The sequence below is a fragment of the Thioalkalivibrio sp. ALJ7 genome, assembly GCF_000376865.1.
Lineage (GTDB): Bacteria > Pseudomonadota > Gammaproteobacteria > Ectothiorhodospirales > Ectothiorhodospiraceae > Thioalkalivibrio.
In genome coordinates this window covers 376,523-399,973 of sequence record NZ_AQXQ01000012.1, presented here as the reverse complement: position 1 = coordinate 399,973, position 23,451 = coordinate 376,523, and the positions used below count along the sequence as shown (strand labels likewise).

Here is a 23,451-nt window from a genome sequence, read left to right as displayed (position 1 = left end):
ACACGCGATTTTCTCGGCGCCCTTTGTGCTTAAAGATCAGGAGGTCGAGCGCTTCAGTCGTCGGAGTAGGTGGCGGTCACGTCGAGGTCCAGGCGGCCGCGGGCAAGGCGGGCGCGCAGGTGCTCGCCGCTGGCGGTTTGTTCCGCGCGGCGCAGGACGTCGCCCTGTGTGGTCTGCAGGATCGCGTAGCCCCGCTCCAGTACCGCTTCCGGGTCCAGTGAACGCAACTGGCGGGCGCTGGCGTCCAGTTGTCTCTGGCGGGTGGCCAGGGCCTGGCGGGTGGCCGTTTCGAGCTGGCGATGCAGGCGGGCCAGGGTGTCGCGGCGTTGTGCGATGTCGTGGTCGGGGCGCACGCGGGCAAGGCGTTGGCGCAGGTGGTCCAGGCGCATGCGGGCGGAGGCCAGGCGGTTGCCGGGCGAGGCCCCGGCCAGGCGCAACTGGGCGCGTTGCAGCCGTGCCTGGGCGCGTTCGTACATGCGCGACCAGGCGCGGTTCATGCGTTCGCGCTGGTCGTCCAGACGTTGTGCGTCGCGTTCCAGGAGCTGACGCGGGTGGCGGCGCTCCAGGCGGGTGTGTAATGCGGTCAGGGTCTGCTGGTGACGCGCGATGTGCTGGCCCAGCAGGCCGGTCAGGCGTTCCCGGGCCCGCGCCAGTTGGTGGCGCAGGGTTGCGGCATCCGGACTGACGGCCTCCGCCGCGGCGGTGGGCGTGGAGGCGCGCAGATCGGCGACGAAGTCGGCGATGGTGGTGTCGGTCTCGTGCCCGACGCCGGTCACGACCGGGATCGGGCAGGCGGCGATGGCGCGCGCGACACTTTCCTCGTTGAAGGCCTGCAGGTCCTCCAGCGAGCCACCGCCACGGGCGAGGATGACCACGTCGACCCGGCCCTCGGCCGCCGCCTGTTCTAGCGCCGCGACGATTTGACCGGCGGCCTGCTGGCCCTGGACGGCGGTGGGATAGAGCGTGACCGGCAGCAACAGCGGGAAACGCCTGGCCAGGGTGCGCTCGATGTCGTGGCGCACGTCGCCCTGGGTGGAGGTGATCACGCCCAGACGGTGGGTCCAGGCGGGCAGCGGCTGCTTGCGCTCGGCGTCGAACAGGCCCTCGGCGGCGAGTTTCTCCTTGAGCCGCTGGAAGGCCGCCAGCAGGCGCCCCTCGCCGGCCGGTTGCAGGGCTTCGACGATGATCTGGAACTGTCCGCGCGCGCCATAGATCCCGGCACGTCCCCGGATCTGTACTGCGTCGCCGTCGGCGAAGCGTGCGGCCTGGCGGGCCTTGCCACGGAACAGCACGCAGTTCACCGAGGCGTTCTCGTCCTTCAGCGAGAAGTACTGGTGCCCGGAGGCGTACTGGCGCAGGTTGGAGACCTCGCCTTCCACGCGCACCAGACCGAGACCATCACGCAGCAGCCCATCCGCACACTGGTTGAGTTCGGTAACCGAAAAGACTGGGGGGCTATCGCTATCGCTCATGCGGGCCTCGCGGTTACAAGCGGCTGAAGACGCGCTGGAAGACGTCGGTGCCACGTCCGAACGGGTCGACGCGCAGGCGCGCCTCTTCTTCCGAGAGGGCGTGGAACAGCCCGTCCATGGTGTGTTCCAGGACGTGGCCGACCAGATCCAGACGGACATTGGCCAGGAATGGAATGTCACGCATCTGGGACTCGATCTCGCCGTAGGTGCTCAGGGCGTCGACGGTGCCCAGACTGTTCTCCACCGCCGGGCGCATGGCCTCGGTCAGGCGGGGGCGCATCTCCTGTTCGAGGTACCGGGTGGCTGCGTCCTCGGGGCCGAGCAGGATGCTGCGGGCATCCTCAAGATCCAGCGCGAAGATGGCCCGGATGAAGGGCTCCCGCGCCTCCCAGGCGGCATCTTCGGCCGCGCGGTTCATGCGTTCCTCCAGGGCGCCCAGCGGGGCGGCCATCCCCAGGCGTCCGAGCGATCGCCGCGTCGTTGCCAGCACCTCGGGCAGGGGGATACGGACATCCGGGTTGCCATAGAAGCCGTTGCGCCGGCTCAGCGTCTCGGAGGCCGCATGGGTCGCGATGACCAGGGCCTCGTGCACAGCTTCAATCAACTCCGCGGTGGAGAGCCCAGACAGGTCGGGTCGCCGGGTGATCAAGGACATGAACATGTCCTGGCCGAAGCGCCACCAGTCGGCACGCGCGCTGGCGGGGCTGACCAGCCCCAGACCAGGGGCCAGCAACAGGGCCAGCATACGGCGACGGGTGATGCGGGCCGGGGGCACGCGCTCGGGCATGGATACTCGCCTGGCGAAGGGCTCGGGGTGGATCTGCATCGTATCAGGGTACCGTGCGGGCGTCTGTGTTTGACCCGCGCCGGCGCGATTGTGCTTGTCCCGGAAGGGCCCAAATTCTATACTGAAGGGCTATTTATCTGCCCCCGGGTCTCCTCCCTCTATCGGTCCCGGTGGGCCTGGCCTGGAGTGGTGCATGCGGATACTCGGTGAAGCCCTTACGTTCGATGATGTGCTGCTGATCCCGGGACATTCGAATGTCGTTCCGCGTGATGTTGATCTGACCACGAAGATCACCCGCGAGATCACGCTTTCCGCTCCGGTGGTGTCCGCGGCGATGGACACGGTCACTGAAGCCAATCTGGCGATCGCGATGGCCCAGGAGGGTGGGCTTGGCATCGTCCACAAGAACATGTCGGTCGAGGCCCAGGCCGCCGAGGTCCGACAGGTCAAGAAATACGAAAGCGGTGTGATCAGCGAGCCGATCACCATCGGCCCCGAGGCCAGTATTGGTGAGGTGGTCGCGCTGACCGAGGCCAATCATATCTCCGGCGTGCCGATCGTCTCTGGTAACGATCTGATGGGCATCGTCACCTCGCGCGATCTGCGCTTCGAGACCCGCATGAACGCCCCGGTCTCCGAGATCATGACCCCGCGCGAGCGCCTGGTCACCGTGCCCGAGGGCGCCGACCGCCAGCATGTGCTGGAGCTGCTGCATAAGCACCGCATCGAGAAGGTGCTGGTGGTGAACGATGACTTCCAGCTGCGCGGCATGATTACCGTCAAGGATATCCAGAAGTCCACCGAGCACCCGAACGCCTCCAAGGACGAACGTGGTCGCCTGCGTGTGGGCGCCGCGGTAGGCGTGGGTGATGGCACGGACGAACGGGTGGCCGCGCTGGTCGAGGCTGGCGTGGACGTGCTGGTGGTGGATACCGCGCACGGACATTCCCAGGGCGTGCTGGATCGCGTGGCCTGGGTGAAAAAACACTATCCGGACGTGCAGGTGATCGGTGGCAATATCGCCACGGCGGCTGCCGCGAAGGCACTGGTCGCGGCCGGGGCCGATGGGGTAAAGGTCGGGATCGGGCCGGGTTCAATCTGCACCACCCGCATCGTGGCCGGGGTTGGAGTGCCGCAGATCACTGCCATCTCCGATGTCTCCGCGGCGCTTGAGGGGACCGGCGTGCCGATGATCGCCGACGGCGGTGTGCGTTTCTCGGGTGATCTGGCCAAGGCCATCGCCGCGGGTGCCAACTGCGTGATGCTGGGCTCGATGTTTGCCGGCACCGAGGAAGCTCCGGGCGAGGTCGAGTTGTACCAGGGCCGTTCCTACAAGATCTACCGCGGCATGGGTTCGCTGGGTGCGATGCAGCAGGGCTCGTCGGATCGCTATTTCCAGGACCCGAACAGCTCGGCCGACAAGTTCGTGCCTGAGGGCATCGAGGGACGTGTGCCGTACAAGGGCTCGATCGTCGCGATTATTTATCAGCTGATGGGCGGGCTGCGTTCGTCCATGGGCTATGTCGGCGCGCATAACATCGAGGAGATGCGGACCAAGCCGCACTTTGTGCGAGTGACTGCGGCCGGGATGCGCGAGAGCCACGTGCACGACGTCTCGATCACCAAGGAAGCCCCGAACTACCGCATGGACTGACCGGGCCTCGCCCAGTCCTCGTAAGCACCCCGGCCATCCCTGGCCGGGAAACCGGATGACCTCATGACCCAGGATCTTCACGCCCACCGTATTCTGGTGCTGGACTTTGGTTCCCAGTACACCCAGCTGATTGCCCGTCGCGTGCGCGAGGCCGGGGTGTACTCCGAGGTGCATCCCTGGGACATGCCAGCGGACGATATCCGCGCCTTCGATCCCACTGCGATCATCCTCTCCGGAGGTCCCGAGTCGGTGAATATCGACAACCCGCCGCGCGCCGAGGACGCCGTCTTCGAACGAGGCGTACCGGTACTGGGTATCTGCTACGGGATGCAGACCATGGCCGCGCAACTGGGCGGGCGGGTCGAGCCCTCAGAGCGCCGCGAGTTCGGTTATGCTCAGGTCCGCGCCCGCGGCCACACGCCGCTGCTGCGCGATATCGAGGATCACACCACGCCGGAAGGTTTTGGGCTGCTCGACGTGTGGATGTCGCACGGCGACCACGTGACCGAGCTGCCGGAGGGTTTTCGCCTGATGGCCTCCACTGATTCCGCGCCGATCGCCGGCATGGCCGACCCGGAGCGCGGCTTCTACGGCGTGCAGTTCCATCCCGAGGTCACGCACACGACCCAGGGCCAGCGCATCCTGGAGCGCTTCCTGCACGAGATCTGCGGCTGCGAGTCGCTGTGGACCGCGGACAACATCATCGACGACATGGCCGCGCGGGTGCGCGAACAGGTCGGGGACGACCACGTGGTGCTGGGCCTGTCCGGCGGCGTGGACTCCTCGGTGGTCGGGGCGCTGCTGCACAAGGCGATCGGTGACCAGCTGACCTGCGTGTTCGTGGATACCGGGCTGCTGCGCGAGGGCGAGGGTGACCAGGTGATGGCGACCTTCGCCCGCCACATGGGCGTGAACGTGATCCGTGTGGATGCCGAGGAGCGCTTCATGAGTGCGCTGGCCGGGGTCGAGGACCCGGAGGCCAAGCGCAAGGTCATCGGCGGGCTGTTCATCGACGTGTTCGACGAGGAGGCCGCGAAGCTGAACAACGTGCAGTGGCTGGCCCAGGGCACGATCTACCCGGACGTGATCGAGTCGGCCGACTCGAAGACCGGCAAGGCGCATGTGATCAAGTCGCATCACAACGTGGGCGGGCTGCCGGAGAACATGAAGCTGGGACTGGTGGAGCCGCTGCGCGAGCTGTTCAAGGACGAGGTGCGCAAGATCGGCGTGGAGCTGGGCCTGCCCACCGAGATGGTCTACCGCCACCCGTTCCCGGGACCGGGGTTGGGTGTTCGCATCCTCGGTGCGGTGAAGAAGGAATACGCCGATCTGCTGCGCCGCGCCGATGCGATCTTCATCGAGGAACTGCGCAAGGCCGATCTGTACGACAAGACCTCGCAGGCGTTTGCGGTGTTCCTGCCGGTGAAGTCGGTCGGGGTGATGGGCGACGGCCGGCGCTACGACTACGTGGTCGCGCTGCGCGCGGTGGAGACCATCGACTTCATGACCGCCCGCTGGGCCCACCTGCCGTACGACTTCCTCGACCACGTCTCGCGCCGGATCATCAACGAGATCCCCGGCATCTCGCGCGTGACCTACGACATCTCCGGCAAGCCCCCCGCCACCATCGAGTGGGAATAGTCCTCCTGGACGGCGTCTCCCTGGTTGGGGCAGAAAGCTGGACGTGGCAATATCGGGTATCCCCGAATCGTGCGTGGTCCAATTCCGTTGAAAACGCCTCCCTGTCCCGGCAACGAAAAAGAGCGGCTGCGAGCGCTGCGGGCTCGAGGGCTGCTGGATACCGCGGCTGAGGAGCGGTTCGACCGACTGACGCGTCTGGCGCGGCGGATGTTCGGGGTGCCCATCGCGCTGGTTTCGCTGGTGGACGAGGACCGGCAGTGGTTCAAGTCGCGGCAGGGTCTCGAGGTGGCGGAGACCGGGCGTGATATCTCCTTTTGCGGGCATACGATTCTCGGGGGCGATATCTTCGAGATTCCCGATGCGCGCGCGGACGCCCGGTTTGCCGACAACCCGCTGGTGACCGGGGAGCCGCAGATCCGGTTCTACGCCGGTGCGCCACTGACAACCGCCGACGGTTACCGGATCGGGACGCTTTGCCTGATCGACGGCCAGCCGCGGCAGTTGAGCGAGGACGAGCGACGCTCCCTGCGTGACCTCGCCGATGCGGTCGAGGCGGAAATCGACTCCACCGAGCAACGGGCGCTTGGCAATGCGCTGGGCGATCTGCGGCAGCTTGGCGAGGTGATTACCCGTGCGCAGTCGGCGTTTATTCGCGATGCCGATCAGGACCGTGGGCAGGTCTTTGACGGACTGCTTGCGGATACCCTCGAGCTGACCCACAGCGAATACGGCTTTATCGGAGAGGTACTGCACACGCCTGAAGGTTCGCCTTACCTCAAGACCAGTGCCATCACCAATATCGCCTGGGATGACGCGACCCGCGCCTTCTATGCGGCCAACGCACCCCAGGGGTTGGAGTTTCACAACCTGGAGACCCTGTTCGGCGCGGCCCTGACCGGCGCGGGGCCGGTGATTGCCAATGACCCCGCCGGAGACCCGCGCAGCGGCGGGTTGCCCGAAGGACATCCGCCGCTCAAGGCCTTTCTGGGGATACCCATCGAGCACGGGGGCGAGCGGATCGCCGTGCTGGGGATCGCCAACCGTCCGGGTGGCTACGACCCGGAACTGGTGGAGTTTCTGCAGCCGCTGCTCGCCACGCTGGGGCAGTTGGTGGATGCGGCTCGCACTCGTCGTCGTTACCGGGCGGGCCAGTTGGAGCGGGCGCGGCTGTCCCGGGTGGCGAGCGAGACGACCAATGGCGTGATCATTACCGACGCCGACGGCCGGGTCGAGTGGATCAACGACGGCTTTACCCGCTTGAGTGGCTACACCCTGGACGCAATGCTTGGCCGTCAGCCGGGTGAACTGTTGCAGGGTGCCGGGACCGATCCGGAGACGGTAGCCCGGATCGGTGGGGCGCTGGCGCGAGGCGAACCATTCGTTGAAGAGCTGTTGAACTACCACATCGACGGCCACCCGTACTGGGTGCGGATCCACTGCACCCCATTGCGCGACGAGCAGGGGGTGTTGCAGGGGTTCATCGCGATCGAGTCCGATGTGACCCGGGAACGCGAGGATGCCGAACGGATCCGCGAGAGCGAGCAACAGTTCCGCTCGCTGGTCGACAATATCCCCGGAATCACCTATCGCTGCCTGCCGGATTCGGACTGGACCATGCTCTACATGAGCGACCAGGTGGATCCGCTGTCGGGCTATCCTGCCAGCGACTTCATCGACAATGCCGTGCGCAGTTACGCCAGCGTGATCCACGAGGATGATCAGGCACGAGTCCAGGATGCGGTGGAACAGGCCTTGAGCGCCGGCAACGACTGGTCCGTTGAATACCGTATTTGGCATCGTGACGGCAGTATCCGCTGGGCCCAGGAACGGGGCTCCGCCATTCGTGATCCGGATGGCCGAGTACGCTACCTCGACGGCTTCATCCTCGATGCGACCCGGGAACGGGAACATCGTGAACAGCATCAGCGCCAGCTGGACGCGTTCGCGGCGCTCAACGAGATTGCATCCCTGGTGGCGCTGGACCTCGATGACCAGCTCGAGCGCGCGCTACAGATGGGGGCCAACTTTCTGGGGCTGGAACTGGGCATCGTCAGCCGGATCCGCGGCGACGACTATACGGTGCGGGTGTTCGTCGCGCCGGCTGGCGCCCCCCTCGAGCGTGGTCAGCGCTTTGCGCTCGGGCGTACCTACTGTGCGCTGACCCTTGCGCACAACGACCTGCTGACGATCGAGCACATGGGCGCGTCCGAGCACCAGGGCCACCCGTGTTACGCGGACTTCGGCCTGGAAGCCTACATCGGTGTCGTGCTGGAGGTTGAGGGACAGCGCTTTGGCACCCTGAACTTTTCGTCGGCGCACCCCAGACCGGCCGCGTTCAGCGAGGGTGAACGCATGTTCGTGCGTCTGTTGGGGCGCTGGGTGGCCGCGAGCCTGGAGCGGGAACAGTCGCACGAGCAGTTGAAGAAGCTGACCTCACTGGTCCCGGGTATGGTGTATCAGTATCGGCAGTGGCCGGACGGCCGCGTGGCCTTCCCGTACAGCAGCCCCGGCATCCGGGACATCTACGGCATCAGCGCAGAGGCGGCACGCGAGGATGCCAGCGCGGTGTTCCGCAGTCTGCACCCGAAGGACCGGGATCGGGTGGCGCAGTCCATCGAACGGTCGCGGCGGGAACTGAGTAACTGGCATTGCGAGTATCGCACCCTGCGGGATGATGGTCGCGTGGGGTGGGTGCAGGGTCACGCCTCGCCCGAGCCCCTCGACGACGGCAGTACGCTGTGGCACGGATATATTCGGGATATCACGGATGAAAAGGAGGCCGAGCTGGCCGTCGCGGACAGCGAGGCCCGCCTGCGGGGGCTGTTCGAGCTCTCACCGGTGGGGATTGCGCTGAACGATTACGAGACCGGGGCGTTTGTGGATCTCAACGCGGCCCTGTTGCGCCCGACCGGTTATACCCGCGAGGAGTTCGTTGCACTCAGCTACTGGGATGTCACGCCCCGGGAGTACGCAGCGCAGGAAGCGCAGCAACTGGAGAGCATGGAACAGACGGGCCGTTACGGCCCCTACGAGAAGGAATACATCCGCAAGGACGGCACCCGGTATCCCGTACTGCTCAACGGCATGGTCGTGCACGACAAGTCCGGTCGCAAACTGATCTGGTCCATCATCGAGGATATCTCCGAGCGCAAGCGCATCGAGCGCATGAAAAACGAGTTCATCTCCACCGTCAGCCACGAGCTGCGCACGCCGCTCACGTCGATCTCCGGGGCCCTGGGCCTGTTGACGGGCGGGGCGGCAGGAGCGTTGCCGGAGCGGATGCAGGAGATGCTGGAGATTGCCCACAAGAACAGCCAGCGCCTGGGGCTTCTGATCAACGACCTGCTGGACATGGAAAAGCTGGTGGCCGGCAAGATGCGCTTCGAGCTGCAAGAGCAGCCGCTGTTCCCGTTGCTGGAGCAGGCTGTGCGTAGCAACCAGAGCTATGCCGACCAGTACGGGGTGCACCTGATGCTGGATGCGGAGGACGACGGGGTCCGGGTCGAAGTGGATGCCGACCGCCTGCAGCAGGTGCTGGCCAATCTGCTCTCCAACGCAGCCAAGTTCTCGCCGGAGGGTGAGGAGGTGCGGGTGGCAGTGGAGCGTGACGGCGCCCGGGTGCGCGTCTCGGTGATCGATCATGGCCCCGGGATCCCGGAGGCGTTCCGCGAACGCATCTTCCAGAAGTTTTCCCAGGCCGATGCCTCCGACACCCGCCAGAAGGGTGGTAGCGGCCTGGGGCTGGCGATCACCCGGGAGCTGGTGGAGCGCATGGGCGGTGAGGTCGGGTTCGACTCCGTGCCGGACGCGGGGGCGACTTTCTGGTTTGAACTGGGATGCCACCGTGAGGGGGCCCGCGGATGAGGCAGCAGTGGTCAGGCTCGGTGGAGCGCGGGCTTGCGACGTTGGCGCTGGCCCTGCTGGCGGTGGCCGGCAATTTCTTCCATCTGCCGCTGCTGTTCGGTCTGGACTTCATCTTCGGATCGATCGCGGTGATGCTCGCGGTGCTGCTGTTGGGGACGCTGCCCGCGGTGATTGTCGCGATCGCCGGGGGACTCTACACCTTGGTCCTGTGGGGCGTTCCGTATCCGATGGTGGTGTTCGTGATCGAGGCACTGGTAGTGGGCCTCGTTTACCGGCGCTGGCTGTACAACGTGGTGGTGGCCGACCTGCTGTACTGGCTGGTGATCGGGGTTCCGCTGGTGTTGCTGTTCTATCGCGGCTTGATCGGGATGGACTGGGAACCCACCACCATGATCGCCCTGAAGCAGGCGGTGAACGCGCTGTTCAACACGCTGATCGCCAGCCTGTTGGTGATGTTTTGGCGGTTGTTGCGGCGCGGCGAGCAGGCCTCCCGACTGGGCAGGCCTTCGCTGGCGAGCCTGTTGTTCCACGCGATGCTCCCGGTCACCCTGCTGGCCGGGCTGGCCCCGATCCTGCACCAGAGCTATCAGCAGCGCGACGAGCAGGAGGCCTTCATGGTCGAGCGCCTGCAGGAACGCGCCGAGAGTCTGTCCGAACGGCTCGCGAGCGATTACCGCGAGGGCCGGGTCCGGTATGACTACCATCTGCGGCGGGTGCAGACGCGCGAGGATCTGGGGCTTGCGATTGTGTCCCCGGAAGGTCGGGTGCTGGCCAGTCGGGGCGACGTCCGCAGCGTGCTGGAGGCGTCGGATGGCCAGGTGGAGACCCTGGATCGCGAGCTTTCGATCTGGTTGCCGGACGGTTCAATGTCGGCTGTGGGTCGCTGGGGGCAGGGGGCCTACTTCGTTGCAGCGCCGGTGGGCCTCGTGCCGGATATCGAGCAGGTGTATGCGGAGATGCCGGCGGCACCGGTGGTCCGGGCGCTGGAGCAGCAGCGCGTGGAGTTGTTTGCCCTCCTGACGGTGATCGTGGCCCTGGCCATCCTGGTCTCGGCCGCCTTGAGTTATGCCATCAGCCGTCCCTTGCGCAAGCTGGATGCGGTCAGTGCAGGGCTGAGTTCGGACATTGCCGCGGGGCGTTCGCCGGAACTGCCGGAAAGCCGGATTCTCGAATACGACGGCCTGGCCAGGACCCTGCGCGAGATGTCGCGGCAGCTGGTGGCCAGTTTCCGCCAGCAGGCGCAGGCGCGCAGCGAACTCGAGTCCGAGGTGCAGACGCGCACTGCGGAGCTTGCGCAGACCGCCGATCAGTTACAGGCGGTTCTGGCGGCGGCGTCGGAATTCGCAATTGTGGTGACCGACCGCGATGGTCTGATCACCCTGTTCAATCCGGGTGCGGAAAAGATGACGGGCTATGCTGCCGACGAAATGGTGGGCCAGCAGTCACCCGTCCTGTTCCATGTGCCGGAGGAGATCGCAGCGCGCGCGGCGCAATTGAGCGCTGCCAGTGAACGAACGATCGATGGCTTTCGGGCCTTCGTCGAGATCGCGGATCGCGAGGGAGCGGAAACCCGGGAATGGACCTTTGTGCGCAAGGACGGCATGCGCATTCCCGTTTCCCTGACGGTGACCCCCCAGACCGACAAACAGGGAAATATCAGCGGCTACCTGGGTATCGCCGAGGACATCACCGAGCGCAAGGCCGCCGAACAGGCCCTGCGCGAGAGCGAAAAACGCTTCCGGGATGCCACCCAGCAGTTGACGCTGGCCACCGAGGCGGCGCAGCTGGGTGTATGGGATTTGAACCTGACCAGTGGGCGGCTTGACTGGGATTCCGGGATGTTCCGTCTTTACGGCGTGTTACCCCGCGATTTTGGTCACCATGCCGATGACTGGAGGCGCGCCTTGCTGCCCGAAGACGTGGAGCACGCAGAAGCCAGCCTCGAAACGATCCTTGAACGTCCCGGGACACCCCGCGAGTTCACGTTCCGAATTCTCCGGGGCGATGGGGCGACACGTCATATTCGCGCTATGGCACAGGCGATAACCGATGCGGCAGGTGTGGTCGTGCGGGCGATTGGCGTGAACGAAGACGTAACCGAGCGTATAGAGGCGGAGCGAGCCCTGGCGGAGCAGGCGCTTCGCACGCAGACGATCATCGATAACATCGTAGACGGGATCATTACGATCGATCGCGATGGGTTGATCCAGTCGTTCAATCCGGGTGCAAGTCGCATCTTCGGGTATACGCCCCGTGAGGTTGCCGGTCGCAATGTAAGCGTGTTGATGACCGGGCCTGATCGTGAGAGCCATGACGTATACCTGCGTAATTATCAGGCCACTGGCAACCGGCGGGTGATTGGCACCAGCAGGGAACTGCAGGGGCGTCGCAAGGATGGAACCGTGTTCCCGATGGAAGTTTCTGTATCGGAGGTCAGGCAACACGGCGAACCCCTCTATGTGGGGGTTGTGCGGGACATCACCGAACGCAAGCGGGTGGAGCGCATGAAGAACGAGTTCGTCTCCACGGTGAGCCACGAACTGCGTACGCCACTGACGTCGATCTCGGGGGCCCTTGGGATGGTGGCCAGCGGGGCGCTTGGTGTATTGCCGGAGAAGGTCGGCGAAATGGTCACGATTGCCCAGCGCAACAGCGAGCGGCTGACGCTCTTGATCAACGATCTGCTCGATATGGAGAAGATCGCGGCGGGCAAGCTGCACTTTAATATGCGTGCGGAGCCGCTCGAGCCGCTACTCGCACAGGCGCTCGAGAGCTATCGGGGTTATGCCGAACAGCACCAGGTCCAGCTGGTGCTCGATAGTGGCGTGCCCGGGGTTGCGGTTCGGGTCGATGACCAGCGCCTGTTGCAGGTGCTCGCCAATCTTCTGTCGAACGCAGTGAAATTCTCGCCCCCGGGCGGCAGCGTGCGGGTTTCGGTGCAGGCGTTGAATGAACCGACTGAAGGCGTCCGGGTCAGTGTGGCGGATGACGGGCCGGGTGTTCCGGACAACTTCCGCGAGCAGATCTTCGGGAAATTCGCACAGGCGGATGGCTCCGACAGCCGAACGAAGGGCGGGACCGGGCTCGGCCTCGCGATTAGCCGGGAACTGGTAGAACATATGGGCGGGCGTATAGGCTTTGACTCCGTAGAGGGTGTGGGCGCGACATTCTGGTTCGAGTTGCCGCTTGCCCGCGACACGGATGGTCATCCATCCAGTTCGGAACCAGGGTCCGGCTGCGGCCGGCACGCCACGGACCTGTAGCGGTCCACCCCAGGGGAGTCGAAAATGTCCGAGTTGCAGCGCATTCTCTATGTCGAAGACGAGCCGGATATTCAGGCGATTGCCTCGCTGGCCTTGGAGACGGTGGGTGGCTATACCGTGAAGACCTGTGCCTCGGGTGAGGAGGCGGTACGCGAGGCCGAGGCCTTTGCGCCGGACCTGATCCTGCTGGATGTGATGATGCCGGGGATGGACGGCCCAACGACCCTGGAGGCCCTGCGTGGCATTCCGGCACTGGTCGAGGTGCCGGTGGCCTTCATGACCGCCAAGGTGCAGCCCTCCGAGATCGCACACTACAAGTCGCTGGGGGCGCGTGACGTGATTGCCAAACCGTTCGATCCCATGACGCTTTCCGACGAGGTACGGCGGATCTGGAAGGCTGCGGCATGACGGACGCCACCGCCGAGCAGGCCCTGAAAGACCGCCTGGAGCAACTGCGTGCCCGATACCTGGAACGCCTCCCGGAGGAGCTGACCGGGCTGAACACGCTTCAGGACAGCCTTACCGGACAGGAGCAGGATCGCGAGGTGCTCGACGAGCTGCAGCAGCGTCTGCACAAGCTGGCGGGCAGCGGTGGCAGTTTCGGCTGTGCGGAGTTGAGTGCCGCCGCGCGTTTGCTGGAGCAGCGGATCAGCAGTTGGCTTGGGGCGGAGGCGCTGGCACTGGATGCTGCGAGTCGTCAGTGGCTGGCGGACGAGATCGCAGGACTCTCCCGCACCGTACCCGCCCAATCGATGGAGCCCTCGGAACAACCGGATGTGGGTGTGCTCCCCGAGACTCGACACGCTGTGGACCGCGTCCTGAAGGTATGGCTGGTCGAAGACGATGCGGAACTGGCTGGGCAACTCGGGCAGCAACTCCAGTCTTTCAATTATGCGGTTCGAGTGTTCGACGGCATTGATGCGCTCAAGCGCGCGGTGAAGGGTGAGCAGCCGGATCTGCTGCTGATCGACGTGATGCTGGACGAAGGCCGTGAAAATGCAACCACCAGGCTGGTGGACTGCCCCGAGTTGAAAGCGCTGGGGTGCCCGTTGATCTTTCTCTCCGACAAGGATGATTTTCCGTCGCGTGTGCGCGCGGTTCAGCTGGGCGCGCAGGGGTATTTCCTCAAACCGCTGGATGTACCCCGGCTCGTGAGCCGCATCTCGCAGATCTTCGAGGAGCGCCGTGCGCCGGCGCAACGGGTGCTGGTCGTGGACGACGACGCCGATCTTGCCGAGCATATGCGGCTGGTCCTGACGGCCGCCGGGATGGAAGCCCGGGTGCTGGACGCGCCGCGCAACATCATGGATACGATCGCCGCGTTCCGGCCGGAACTGGTGCTGATGGATCTGTACATGCCCGAATACGCGGGCACCGACCTGGCGGGGCTGATTCGCCAGCACGAGGCCTACATCCATCTGCCGATTGTGTATCTGTCCGTGGAAACCGATATCGAGCGCCAGATCGAGGCCATGGGTCGGGGTGCGGACGACTTTCTGACCAAGCCGATTTCCGACGTGCAACTGGTGGCCGCCGCTCGCTCGCGGATCGCGCGCGCACGCCAGCCGGAGGAGCGGATCAGCAAGGACAGTCTGACTGGACTGCTCAAGCACGCCAGCATCAAGGAGGCCGCCAGTCGGGAGGTGTTGCGCGCTCGCCGGATCGGGCGACCCGTCACGTTGGCGATGCTCGACATCGACCACTTCAAGAGGGTCAACGATGCTTACGGGCATGCCGTGGGAGATGTGGTGATTATGTCGATCGCGACCCTGCTGCGGCAGCGCCTGCGTCAGTCCGACGTCATCGGCCGCTATGGCGGGGAGGAGTTCGTCGCGGTGCTGCCGGAATGCGACGCGGAGAATGCCCGGCGGGTGCTCGAGGATATCCGCCGTAACTTTGCTGCTCTGAATTTCAACCATCGGGATGAGCGCTTCGGCTGCACTATCTCGATCGGCATGGTGTGTTCGGCTGACTATCCCGAGGAGGATGGTCCTGATCTACTGGTCGCTGCCGACGAGGCGCTCTACCGGGCCAAGCGGGGTGGGCGCGACCAAATCCAGCGGGCGTTCCCGGCGCCCGCGCTGCCGGAATGTTCCGAGGCCTCTACGACGTGACGAGCAGGTAGGTCGCGGCTCCGATCACGCCGAGCAAGATCGCCACCGCGACCAGGCCGATCCCGAACAGCGCACGGTTGCTGCCCCGCATGGCATCTGCCGCCTTGCCGCCCGTCGACCCCGCTCCCTCGGCAGGTGCGTTGTCCCGGCCCTGACGCAGCAGGTCCAGCATTGCGTCGATACGGTCATCGTCGAAGGCGAAGGGGTCGAACTGGCGCTGGCCAAAGCGCTGTAGCAGCTGACGGACGTCCCCCGCTGCCGGGACGTATTTCATCGACCATTCGCCAAATCCCGGGCTGTCCAGTGACTGCTCGCGCAGCACTCGGACCTCCTCGTGGCGATCGTCACGCCGGATCCGCTCCAGGGTGTCGCGTACGGCCCGGGGCTCGCCCTCCAGACACTGGAAGAAGTGGCCATCCCCGTAATAGAGCGCGCCGACAATCCCGCTGCGCGGGTTGTTCTGGCGGGACTGCATCAGGATGCGGCCGACTTCGGGCTCGATGCCCTGGCTGGAGGTGTTCTCGCGGAAGGTGGCGCGAGAGGCGTAGACGAGCTGGAGAATGGCGGGCATGCGGGCGTCCGTTCCGGGGCGATATGAAGAAGACCGCCCGCGCCCCGCGGGGTTCATTCGATCATCTGGTTGACGTGTTCCAGGCCGATTGCGTCGTCTTCCCAGTTCAGGCGGGTAGTGCCGGGCTTGGCCGCCAGACGGCGGATGGAGGCGACCGAGCTGCGGTCGATATGGGCCAGGCGATGCCGGGTGGCGTTGTGGCTCTCGATGTTGGCGGCCTGCAGGATGTCGCTGTAATTGACCGGTTCGCCTTCCTCCGGCTCGCGCTTGAGGTTTTCGTGTTCGGCGACGGCACGGATGATCTCCGGCTCGAAGTTCCAGCTCTTCAGCATCGCGCGGCCGATGGCGACGTGCGCGGCATCGGCCGCGGCCTGCAGGGCGCGTGGATCCTCATAAATCTCCTGGGTCTTCTCTGCGCGGCGCAGGATCGGGATCATGCCGATGTCGTGAACGAGTCCGGCGAGCAGAGCGGTGTCCGGGTCCAGATGGGGATGGCGGCGGGCCAGCAGGTAGCTGATGATCGCCACCTCCAGGCTGTGGTTCCACAGCTCTTCCATCCGGATGCGGATGGCCTCGTTCCCGCTCTGGAAGACCTCCTTCATGGACAGCGCGGTGATGGTCTGGCGGGCGCGCTCCATGCCCAGACGGGTGACCGCGGAGCGGATGGTCGCGCAGCGGGTCAGCCCCCGGTAGGCCGGGCTGTTGGCATGGCGCACCAGGCGCGAAGCCAGGGCCGTGTCGCGCGAGATCAGGTTGACCAGATCGGCGATGGAGCTGGATTCGTCCTGGGTGATGAACAGCGCCTGTACTGAGACATCGGGCAGGGTCGGGATCTCGATCTGGTGACGTTCGAGGTCCTCGCGCAGGCGCTCCAGGAATTTTTCGACTTCCGCTCGGGTGGCCAAGGGCAATCCGTGTCCGGCTGGGTAAAGACGCGCCGATTATGCCACAGGCGTTGGCGCGGGCGGGGTGTCGCGGGCCGGTTGACGGGCTGCCGGCCCCTGCCGATGATGAAGGGAGCCGACAGGAGGTCGTGATGCGCCGATTCGTGCTGGATACCAGCGTCTTTACCAACCCGCATGTGGCCGGACAGTTCGGCGAGGATCCGGAGGATATTCTGCGGACCTTCCTCACCCTGGCGCGCCATTGCCCCGCCGAGTTCTATATGCCGCTGTCGGTGTACGAGGAATTTCGTGGGATGCGCGATCTCGAGGCCATGGCGGCCGATTTCGAGACCGTCGTCTGGGTGCGTTCGCCACGGCGGTTCGCGCTTACGCTACCAAGCGACATCCTTTACGAGTTCATCGACGAGGTGCGCACCCGAATCGACCGCGGCCTGCGTATTGCCGAGGAGCACACGCGCCAGGCGGGTGCGGCTGAATCTCTCAAGCCGGAACTCATTACCCAGCTGCGCGAGCGCTTCCGCGAGGCGATGCGCAAGGGTCTGGTGGATTCGCGCGAAGATGTGGATGCCGTGTTGCTGGCAATGGAGCTGGATGCCGAACTGGCCAGTGCCGACGAGGGCATGCGCAAGCTGGGCAATCGCATGGGCATCAAGCTGGTGACGGCCGACTATCTCCGGCAGGTGATGGAGAACCTCTCCGAGTCGGGTCGGGGTGGAAACGCCACTTGAGACCGCGAGTCGGGGCCTTTTCCGAGTTCGCCTGCAAGCAGGCGAAGGGCCTCAGTCGTACTGACGATCGCCGGCCAAGGCCGAGGCCAGGGTACCGGTGATGCGATCGAACAGGCGTTCGAATTCCAGCACCCAGTAGCCGCCTTCCTGGTACGGGGTCCCCTCGACGAAGCGCACATGGCGCCCGCCAGTGGTCTGCATATGGTGGATGAAGCGCCGCGCGCCGGCCTCCTCACGGAAGCGGCAGCGATAGGTATGCGAGACGCGTCCCACGGTTCGGCTCTTGCCAATGGCCCCGTCCAGTCCCGCCAGCAATGCGACCCCCAGTTCCCATTCCAGGGATGCCCGATCCTCGGGCGGGTGTTCAGCCAGGTAGATCGCGAGCCGCGTCAGACGGTTGGTGAAATATTCCGGCGGCAAGTCGAGCAGCTGCTCGGCGCACACCCGGATGTCGTTGATGCAGGACTCGCCGGTCACGTATTTCGCGCGGTGGATGCCGTCGGCGGTCTTCAGCACCAGGCCCTCCGCACCCTCGGCGTCCAGTTTCCGGATCAGTTGGCCCAGGGCTTCGGTGTCCTGCGGAGTGAACTGTCCGTGCAGCGGGGCGGGCGGCAGGTGGTGGCGTTCGATCAGAGCGAACTTTTCGTCCTGGGGTAGAAAGCCGGGCTGGCCCAGGCGCATCAGGTCGAACACGAACAGTTGGACGTCCTCGCTGACCCGAGGTGTGGAACCCTCCAGGTACGGCGTGTCCGGGCCGGCGATCTCCGCACACAGCACCAGGTCCGGTTCGGCATCGAACACCGCCGGGTCGACGAAATCCGGGACCCGGTCGGTACTGAAAGCGCACACGAAACCGCCACGGCTGAAGGCGTAGAGGGCGCCGTCGAGGCGCAGCATGCGTACATTAAAACCGTCGATCTTCTCTTCCGCCCAGAACGGCTGGTCGAACTGGCGCGGGAGCCCCGCCTCCAGTGACTGGATACGGCCAATGGAGGGATACCCGGGTACCACGGCGCCCTGGGGAAGCACGACGCTACCGCGTGGGTAGTGATTGACGGGTTCCAGCAGCCGGGCGTACTCGAGGCCCTCGAATTTCAGGACCTCGGCGCGATGATGTTCGATGGCCTGTTGCAGCGTGTCGAGATCGATCATGCGTTTTCCGGTTCCAGGGTCTTGCGCAGGCCGCGGATCTGGCTTTCCAGGGCCTCGGTGTGGCGGCGCGCCTTGTCGGCCTGGGTGACCAGTCGGCGGGCCGTGCTGATGATGCGCAACTGACGTTCCATCTCGCTCATCGCCAGGGATCCAAAAGTGCCCTCGCGCAGGAGGGCGGCCTTGAGTTCGGCGTACGCGGCCTCGACGGTGCTGACGGCTTCGGTGGCCGCCAGAGCGTGCCCATCGTCACCATCGTCGGATTCCAGATTGCACAGGTCCAGGGCGCGTATGGCCTGCTCCTGCCAAGCTCGGCGCTGCTCGCTGACGATCGGGCGAGCCTCGCCACTGGCTTCGCGCCGCAGGTCGGCGATCTGATCGGCCAGCGCTGCGACTTCGCGGTGGTAGCGGGCGATGCGCACCGTCTCTGCAATACCGTTGCCCACCGCCTCGGGCATGGGGTGGTTGGCCGTGCGAATGGCGAACTCGTTGATCGCCTGCGTGAGCTGCTCGACCGCTTGGCTTCGGCGGTCGAGGGTGTCGGCCGCGGGCGGATTGGGTTGCAGGGCCTCGCGCGCGATCGAATGGCTGATGTCGGCCAGCCGACCGGTTTCCTGCAGCATAGACTGCAGGGCCAGATCCGGGATGCCGGCGCTGTTCTTGTCGAGGTACTGCGGGCGCGCGATGTCTTCCTCGGCGGTGCGGAATCGGCGTTGCAGATAGCGGATCATCGGTCCCGCAAGAGGGACCATCAGCGCCACGCCGAGCAAGTTGAAGGCGGTGTGGAACAACGCCAGCAGCATCGCAGGTGCCGGTGCCTCACCCGTGCTACCCCAGATCCAGGCGATCGCGGCCAGGAACCACGGCAGGATCAGCAGCGCGACGATCGCGGTCAGGCCGTTGAAGATGACATGTGCCGCCGCGACGCGCTTGGCGTTAGGGGTGGCGCCGATGACCACCAGCAGGGCCTTCACCGTGGTCCCGAGGTTGGCACCGATCACTGCGGCAGCCGCAGCCTCCAGCGGTACCGCGCCGCTCATCGCGGCGGTCAGAGCCATGGCCATGGAGGCCGACGAGCTCTGCATCAGTACCGTGAGCAGGGCCCCGATGCCGACCATGATCAGCAGCCCGGCAAAGCCTGGTCGCGTTAGCGCGCCGAGGTCGACGGTAGTGCTCAGGCCCTCGAAGGCCTCGCGCAGCACATCGATGCCCAGAAACAGCAGGCCGAAGCCCGCCAGCGCCAGACCCAGGTGGCGGGGACGGGCGGCCTTCATGAACAGATAGAGCAGGGCGCCGATGCCGATGGCCGGCAGGGCGAAGGCCTCGATCCGGATGTTGAAGCCGATCAGGGCGACCAGCCAGCCGGTCATGGTGGTGCCGACGTTGGAGCCGAAGATTACCCAGACCGACTGGCCCAGCGTCAGCAGGCCGGCGTTGGCGAAGCCGATGGTGGCGACCGTGACCGCGCTGGAGGACTGCACCAGCGCGGTCACGCCCATGCCCGAGGCGAGGGCGCGCGGCCGGGTGCGGGTCCACTGCCCGAGGATATGTTGCAGGGCCTTGCCGCCGGCGGTCTTCAGGCCGTCGGTCAGCAGGGTCATCCCGAGCAGGAACAGCCCGAGACCGCCGAGGAAGCCGGCGATCAGGGCATAGGTGCTGACGGCTTCGGTCTCCGGCATCGGTGCTGTGGGGGTGCCGCGCTACAGGGTGATGGTCTCGCCGAAGGCGGGTACATGCGTCTCGGCCCCCAGCTCGTCGCGCAGGCCGGCGGCCAGGGCCTCGCGCGCTTCCGGCTCGCCGTGGACCAGATGGAACACCGGCTGGTCCTGAAAACCGCGTGCCCAGTCGAGCAGCTGGCTGCGCCCGGCGTGGGCGGAAAAGCCGCCCAGGGTGTGGACCTTCGCGTTCACTGCGACCTCGTCGCCCAGCAGCTTGACTCGCTCGGCGCCGTCCACCAGCCGCCGTCCCAACGTACCCGCCGCCTGGAAGCCGACGATCACCAGGTGCGCCTCGCGCCGCCACAGGTTGTACTTCATGTGGTGGCGGATGCGCCCGCCATTGCACATGCCGGAGCCGGCGATGATGATCGCGCCGCCGGTGATGCGGTTGATTGCCATGGATTCCTCGACCGTGCGGCAAACCTGCAGCCCGGGCAGATAGCCGTTCGGGTCGCCGTTCGCGGCCTCGTGCAGCCGTTCCATGTCGTCAGGATCCAGGTTCCTGCGCAGACGCGCATAGAGCTCGGTGACCTTGATCGCCATCGGGCTGTCGAGGAAGACCTTCTGCTGCGGCAGGCGCCCGGCGTGGTGCAGCATGCTCAGGTGGTAGAGGATCTCCTGGGTGCGGCCGACCGCGAAGGCCGGGATCAGCACGTTGCCGCCGCTCTTGTCGGCCTCGGCCAGGACCTGCGCGAACTCCTCGACTGTCTCCTCCATCGGGCGGTGGTCGCGGTCGCCGTAGGTACTTTCCAGCAGCACGTGGTCGGCGTGTTCCGGGCGCGCGGGCTCGTGCATCAGCACGGCGTCGTCATTGCCGAGATCGCCCGAGAACACCAGGTGCCGGTCACGCCCGCCGGAGGGCACGATCAGATCCACGATCGCGGAACCGAGGATGTGCCCGGCATCGCGGAAGGTCAGGCCGATCCCGCCCGCGATCTTGCGCGCCTGGCCGTAGGGCACGGCCTCGCACAGCCCGAGGGTGGTGGCGACATCATCGATGTCGTAGACCGGCTCCACCAGCGGCTTGTCCGCCCGCCGGCGCCACTTGTTTTCCCACTCGATGTCCTTGCTCATCACGAACGCGGCATCCTCGAGCATGATCTCGAGCAGTTCCTCGGTGCCCGGCGTGCAGTAGATCGGACCGCGGTACCCGTCGCGCACCAGCTTCGGCAACAGCCCCGAGTGGTCGAGGTGGCCGTGCGACAGCACCACCGCGTCGAGGCTTTCCGCCAGCTCGGCGAGCGGGGCGCGGTTCGCCTCGTTCGCATCGCTGTTGCCCTGGTGCATGCCGCATTCCAGCAGGATGCGGGTGTCGTCGGTCTCGAGGAGATAACGCGATCCGGTGACCTCGCCGGTCGCCCCCTGAAAGGTCAGTTGTGCCATACGGTGAAGTGTACGCGCGACGCGGGTGCGATGGGCAAGCAACGGCCGGGGACTTGATCCCGATCAACCCGGGTCCGGATTGCCGTGTGCCCGGGTTGACCCGTATCCCGGCGCGGGCGAGCCTGTAACCGGGTCATGGAGGAGGATGCGGGCCATGCGATTGAGCAGTCCTGCCTTTGCCGATGGAGAACGGATGCCGATCGAGGTCTCGGCGCGGGATGCCAACCAGCTGCCGCAGCTGGAGATCCGCGAGGTGCCGGCGGGCGCGCGCAGCCTCGCGCTGATCCTGGAGGACCTGGACTCGCCGCTGGGGGAGGTCACCCACTGGCTGGTCTGGAACCTGCCGCCGGATACGCATTGCGTGGATGCCCTGCACCTGCCCCGCGAGGGGCGCGTGGGGATGGATGCCTTCGGCAAGGTCGGCTACCTCGGCCCGGTGCCGCCGGAGGGCTGTCACCACTACCGCTTCCGCCTGCTGGCGCTGGATGCCGAGCTGGAGCTGGAGGCGGGGGCGACCCGCAGCCAGTTCGATGCCGCGGCCGAGGGACACGTGCTGGACGAGGCGGATCTCACCGGGGCGCTGTGCTCCGCCGACGAGGGCGCGGATCCCGATGCGCCGGCCTGATCCGGCCCGCGGGGAGGCCGCGGCATGAGTGACTACCGCCCGGAGGCCTTCTTTGCCACGGTGAACCCGACGGTGTTCACCGCCTCCGCGATCATGGTCGTGGTGTTCGTCGCCTTCGGGGTGATCTTCCCCGCCACGGCCAGCGAGGTGTTCGCCAGCATCCACGGCTTCATCACCGAGTATCTCGGCTGGGGCTACCTGCTGGTGGTGACCTTCTTCCTCGGCTTTCTGATCTGGCTGGGCTTCAGCCGCTACGGCGTGATCCGGCTGGGGCAGCCGGATGACCGGCCGGAGTTCGGCTTTGCCGCCTGGTTCGCGATGCTGTTCTCCGCCGGCATGGGGATCGGCCTCGTGTTCTGGAGCGTGGCCGAGCCGATCCTGCACTATCAGCATCCGCCGACCGGCGATGGCGAGACCGACGCGGCCGCGCGCCAGGCGATGGTCTACACCTTCTTCCACTGGGGCCTGCACGCCTGGGCGGTGTACGTGGTTCTGGGACTGTCGGTCGCCTATTTCAGCTTTCGCCACCGTCTGCCGCTGACCATTCGCTCGATCTTCTACCCGCTGCTGGGGGACCGCATCTACGGCCCGATCGGGCATGTGATCGACATCCTCGCAGTGTTCGGCACCCTGTTTGGCCTGGCGACCTCGCTGGGATTCGGCGCGATGCAGCTCAATACCGGGCTCAACGTGCTGGTCGACATGCCGGTCTCACACTGGTGGCAGGTGGGCATCATCACCGCGATCACCGCGGTGGCGGTGCTGTCGGTGATCTCCGGGCTCGATCGCGGGCTGAAGTGGGTCAGCGTGTTCAACCTGGTACTGGCGATCAGCTTCATGCTGTTCGTCTTGGTGGCCGGGCCCACGCTGTTCATCCTGCGCTTCTTCCTCGACTCCACCGGCGGCTATCTGCAGCAGATCGTCCAGCTCAGCCTGCATACCGACGCCATCGGCGGCTCGCAGTGGCAGAAGGACTGGACCATGTTCTACTGGGCGTGGTGGATCGCCTGGTCGCCTTTCGTCGGCATCTTCATCGCGCGCATCTCGCGCGGGCGCACCATCCGCGAGTTCATCGTCGGCGTGCTCGCCCTGCCCAGCCTGTTCGTGTTCGCCTGGATGGCAATCTTCGGCGGCACCGCGCTGCATATGGAGCTGTTCGACGACGGCGCGGGCATCGCTGCGGCGGTCGCCGAGGACACCACCGTGGCCCTGTACGCAACCCTGGCCCAGCTACCCTGGACCACGATTGCCTCCGGCGTGGCGACCCTGCTGATCGCGACCTACTTCATTACCTCGTCGGCCTCCGGCACCTACGTGGTGGATGCGCTGATCTCGCGCGGTTCGAAGCACTCGCCGAAGCGCCAGCGGGTGATCTGGGGGATTACCGAGGGGGCGGTGGCGGCGACGCTGCTGATCGTCGGTGGCGAGCGCGCGCTGGACAGCCTGCAGACCGGATCGCTGACCGCCGGGCTGCCGGTGGCGATCATCCTGGTCTTCTGCTGCTTCAGCCTGATGCGGGCCCTGGGCCGCGAGTACCGCGTCGAGGGCGTGGACCCGCCCTGGCGTTGAGCCGGCGC

General features: G+C 66.0%; 16 protein-coding genes. 9 read left to right on the top strand and 7 right to left on the bottom strand.

From position 1 onward, the window contains the following. Positions 1–53: 53 nt before the first annotated feature. Positions 54–1,472 carry an exodeoxyribonuclease VII large subunit gene (gene xseA / locus D002_RS0110500; RefSeq protein ID WP_018141881.1) on the bottom strand — a complete coding sequence of 473 codons (1,419 nt, stop codon included), beginning with the start codon at positions 1,470–1,472 and terminating at the stop codon, positions 54–56. A gap of 13 nt (positions 1,473–1,485) precedes the next feature. Beyond that, on the bottom strand, positions 1,486–2,259 hold the full coding sequence (locus D002_RS0110495; protein ID WP_018141880.1) for a DUF4197 domain-containing protein: 774 nt from the start codon (positions 2,257–2,259) through the stop codon (positions 1,486–1,488). Positions 2,260–2,452: 193 nt separating this feature from the next. Here D002_RS0110495 and guaB point away from each other — a divergent pair, with 193 nt between their 5' ends. The 6 genes from guaB to D002_RS0110465 all read left to right on the top strand — a co-directional run bounded on the left by guaB (position 2,453) and on the right by D002_RS0110465 (position 14,795). After that, the gene (guaB, locus tag D002_RS0110490) at positions 2,453–3,913 is read left to right on the top strand and encodes an IMP dehydrogenase (protein ID WP_018141879.1); all 1,461 of its coding nucleotides are present in this window, start codon (positions 2,453–2,455) and stop codon (positions 3,911–3,913) included. Positions 3,914–3,976: 63 nt separating this feature from the next. Continuing rightward, the gene (guaA, locus tag D002_RS0110485; RefSeq protein WP_018141878.1) at positions 3,977–5,554 is read left to right on the top strand and encodes a glutamine-hydrolyzing GMP synthase; all 1,578 of its coding nucleotides are present in this window, start codon (positions 3,977–3,979) and stop codon (positions 5,552–5,554) included. A 153-nt stretch (positions 5,555–5,707) separates the two neighbouring features. Further along, the gene (locus tag D002_RS0110480; RefSeq protein WP_081610858.1) at positions 5,708–9,418 is read left to right on the top strand and encodes a PAS domain S-box protein; all 3,711 of its coding nucleotides are present in this window, start codon (positions 5,708–5,710) and stop codon (positions 9,416–9,418) included. A gap of 20 nt (positions 9,419–9,438) precedes the next feature. Beyond that, on the top strand, positions 9,439–12,681 hold the full coding sequence (locus D002_RS0110475; RefSeq protein ID WP_018141876.1) for a PAS domain S-box protein: 3,243 nt from the start codon (positions 9,439–9,441) through the stop codon (positions 12,679–12,681). A gap of 24 nt (positions 12,682–12,705) precedes the next feature. Further along, positions 12,706–13,089, top strand: a complete 384-nt coding sequence (locus tag D002_RS0110470) for a response regulator (RefSeq protein WP_018141875.1) — start codon at positions 12,706–12,708, stop codon at positions 13,087–13,089. Next, positions 13,086–14,795 carry a diguanylate cyclase gene (locus D002_RS0110465; protein WP_018141874.1) on the top strand — a complete coding sequence of 570 codons (1,710 nt, stop codon included), beginning with the start codon at positions 13,086–13,088 and terminating at the stop codon, positions 14,793–14,795. Before D002_RS0110470 ends, D002_RS0110465 begins: the two co-directional genes overlap by 4 nt. Here the strand turns inward: D002_RS0110465 and D002_RS0110460 are convergent. Further along, the gene (locus D002_RS0110460) at positions 14,785–15,366 is read right to left on the bottom strand and encodes a BLUF domain-containing protein (protein ID WP_018141873.1); all 582 of its coding nucleotides are present in this window, start codon (positions 15,364–15,366) and stop codon (positions 14,785–14,787) included. The genes D002_RS0110465 and D002_RS0110460 overlap by 11 nt on opposite strands. Positions 15,367–15,419: 53 nt before the next feature. Then, positions 15,420–16,271 (bottom strand): HDOD domain-containing protein, encoded by an 852-nt coding sequence (locus tag D002_RS0110455; protein WP_018141872.1) that lies wholly within the window; start codon positions 16,269–16,271, stop codon positions 15,420–15,422. 131 nt (positions 16,272–16,402) lie between these two features. On the opposite strand from D002_RS0110455, the gene D002_RS0110450 reads away from it, so the two are divergent. Continuing rightward, the gene (locus D002_RS0110450) at positions 16,403–16,999 is read left to right on the top strand and encodes an RNA ligase partner protein (RefSeq protein WP_018141871.1); all 597 of its coding nucleotides are present in this window, start codon (positions 16,403–16,405) and stop codon (positions 16,997–16,999) included. Positions 17,000–17,050: 51 nt separating this feature from the next. On the opposite strand, the gene D002_RS0110445 is transcribed toward D002_RS0110450, so the two are convergent. Genes D002_RS0110445 through D002_RS0110435 form a run of 3 tightly spaced genes read right to left on the bottom strand, consistent with a single transcriptional unit; the run spans position 17,051 to position 21,249 of the window. After that, complete coding sequence (locus D002_RS0110445) at positions 17,051–18,151, bottom strand: RNA ligase (protein WP_018141870.1); 1,101 nt, start codon at positions 18,149–18,151, stop codon at positions 17,051–17,053. Beyond that, positions 18,148–19,827 (bottom strand): Na/Pi cotransporter family protein, encoded by a 1,680-nt coding sequence (locus tag D002_RS0110440; RefSeq protein WP_018141869.1) that lies wholly within the window; start codon positions 19,825–19,827, stop codon positions 18,148–18,150. Before D002_RS0110440 ends, D002_RS0110445 begins: the two co-directional genes overlap by 4 nt. Positions 19,828–19,848: 21 nt before the next feature. Further along, positions 19,849–21,249: an MBL fold metallo-hydrolase RNA specificity domain-containing protein gene (locus tag D002_RS0110435; RefSeq protein ID WP_018141868.1), complete on the bottom strand. Its 1,401-nt coding sequence runs from the start codon at positions 21,247–21,249 to the stop codon at positions 19,849–19,851. 193 nt (positions 21,250–21,442) lie between these two features. Between D002_RS0110435 and D002_RS0110430 the strand changes: the two genes are divergently transcribed. Then, positions 21,443–21,874, top strand: coding sequence for a YbhB/YbcL family Raf kinase inhibitor-like protein (locus D002_RS0110430; RefSeq protein WP_018141867.1), 432 nt, complete (start codon positions 21,443–21,445; stop codon positions 21,872–21,874). 24 nt (positions 21,875–21,898) lie between these two features. Then, positions 21,899–23,443 (top strand): BCCT family transporter, encoded by a 1,545-nt coding sequence (locus D002_RS0110425; RefSeq protein WP_018141866.1) that lies wholly within the window; start codon positions 21,899–21,901, stop codon positions 23,441–23,443. Positions 23,444–23,451 lie beyond the last annotated feature (8 nt).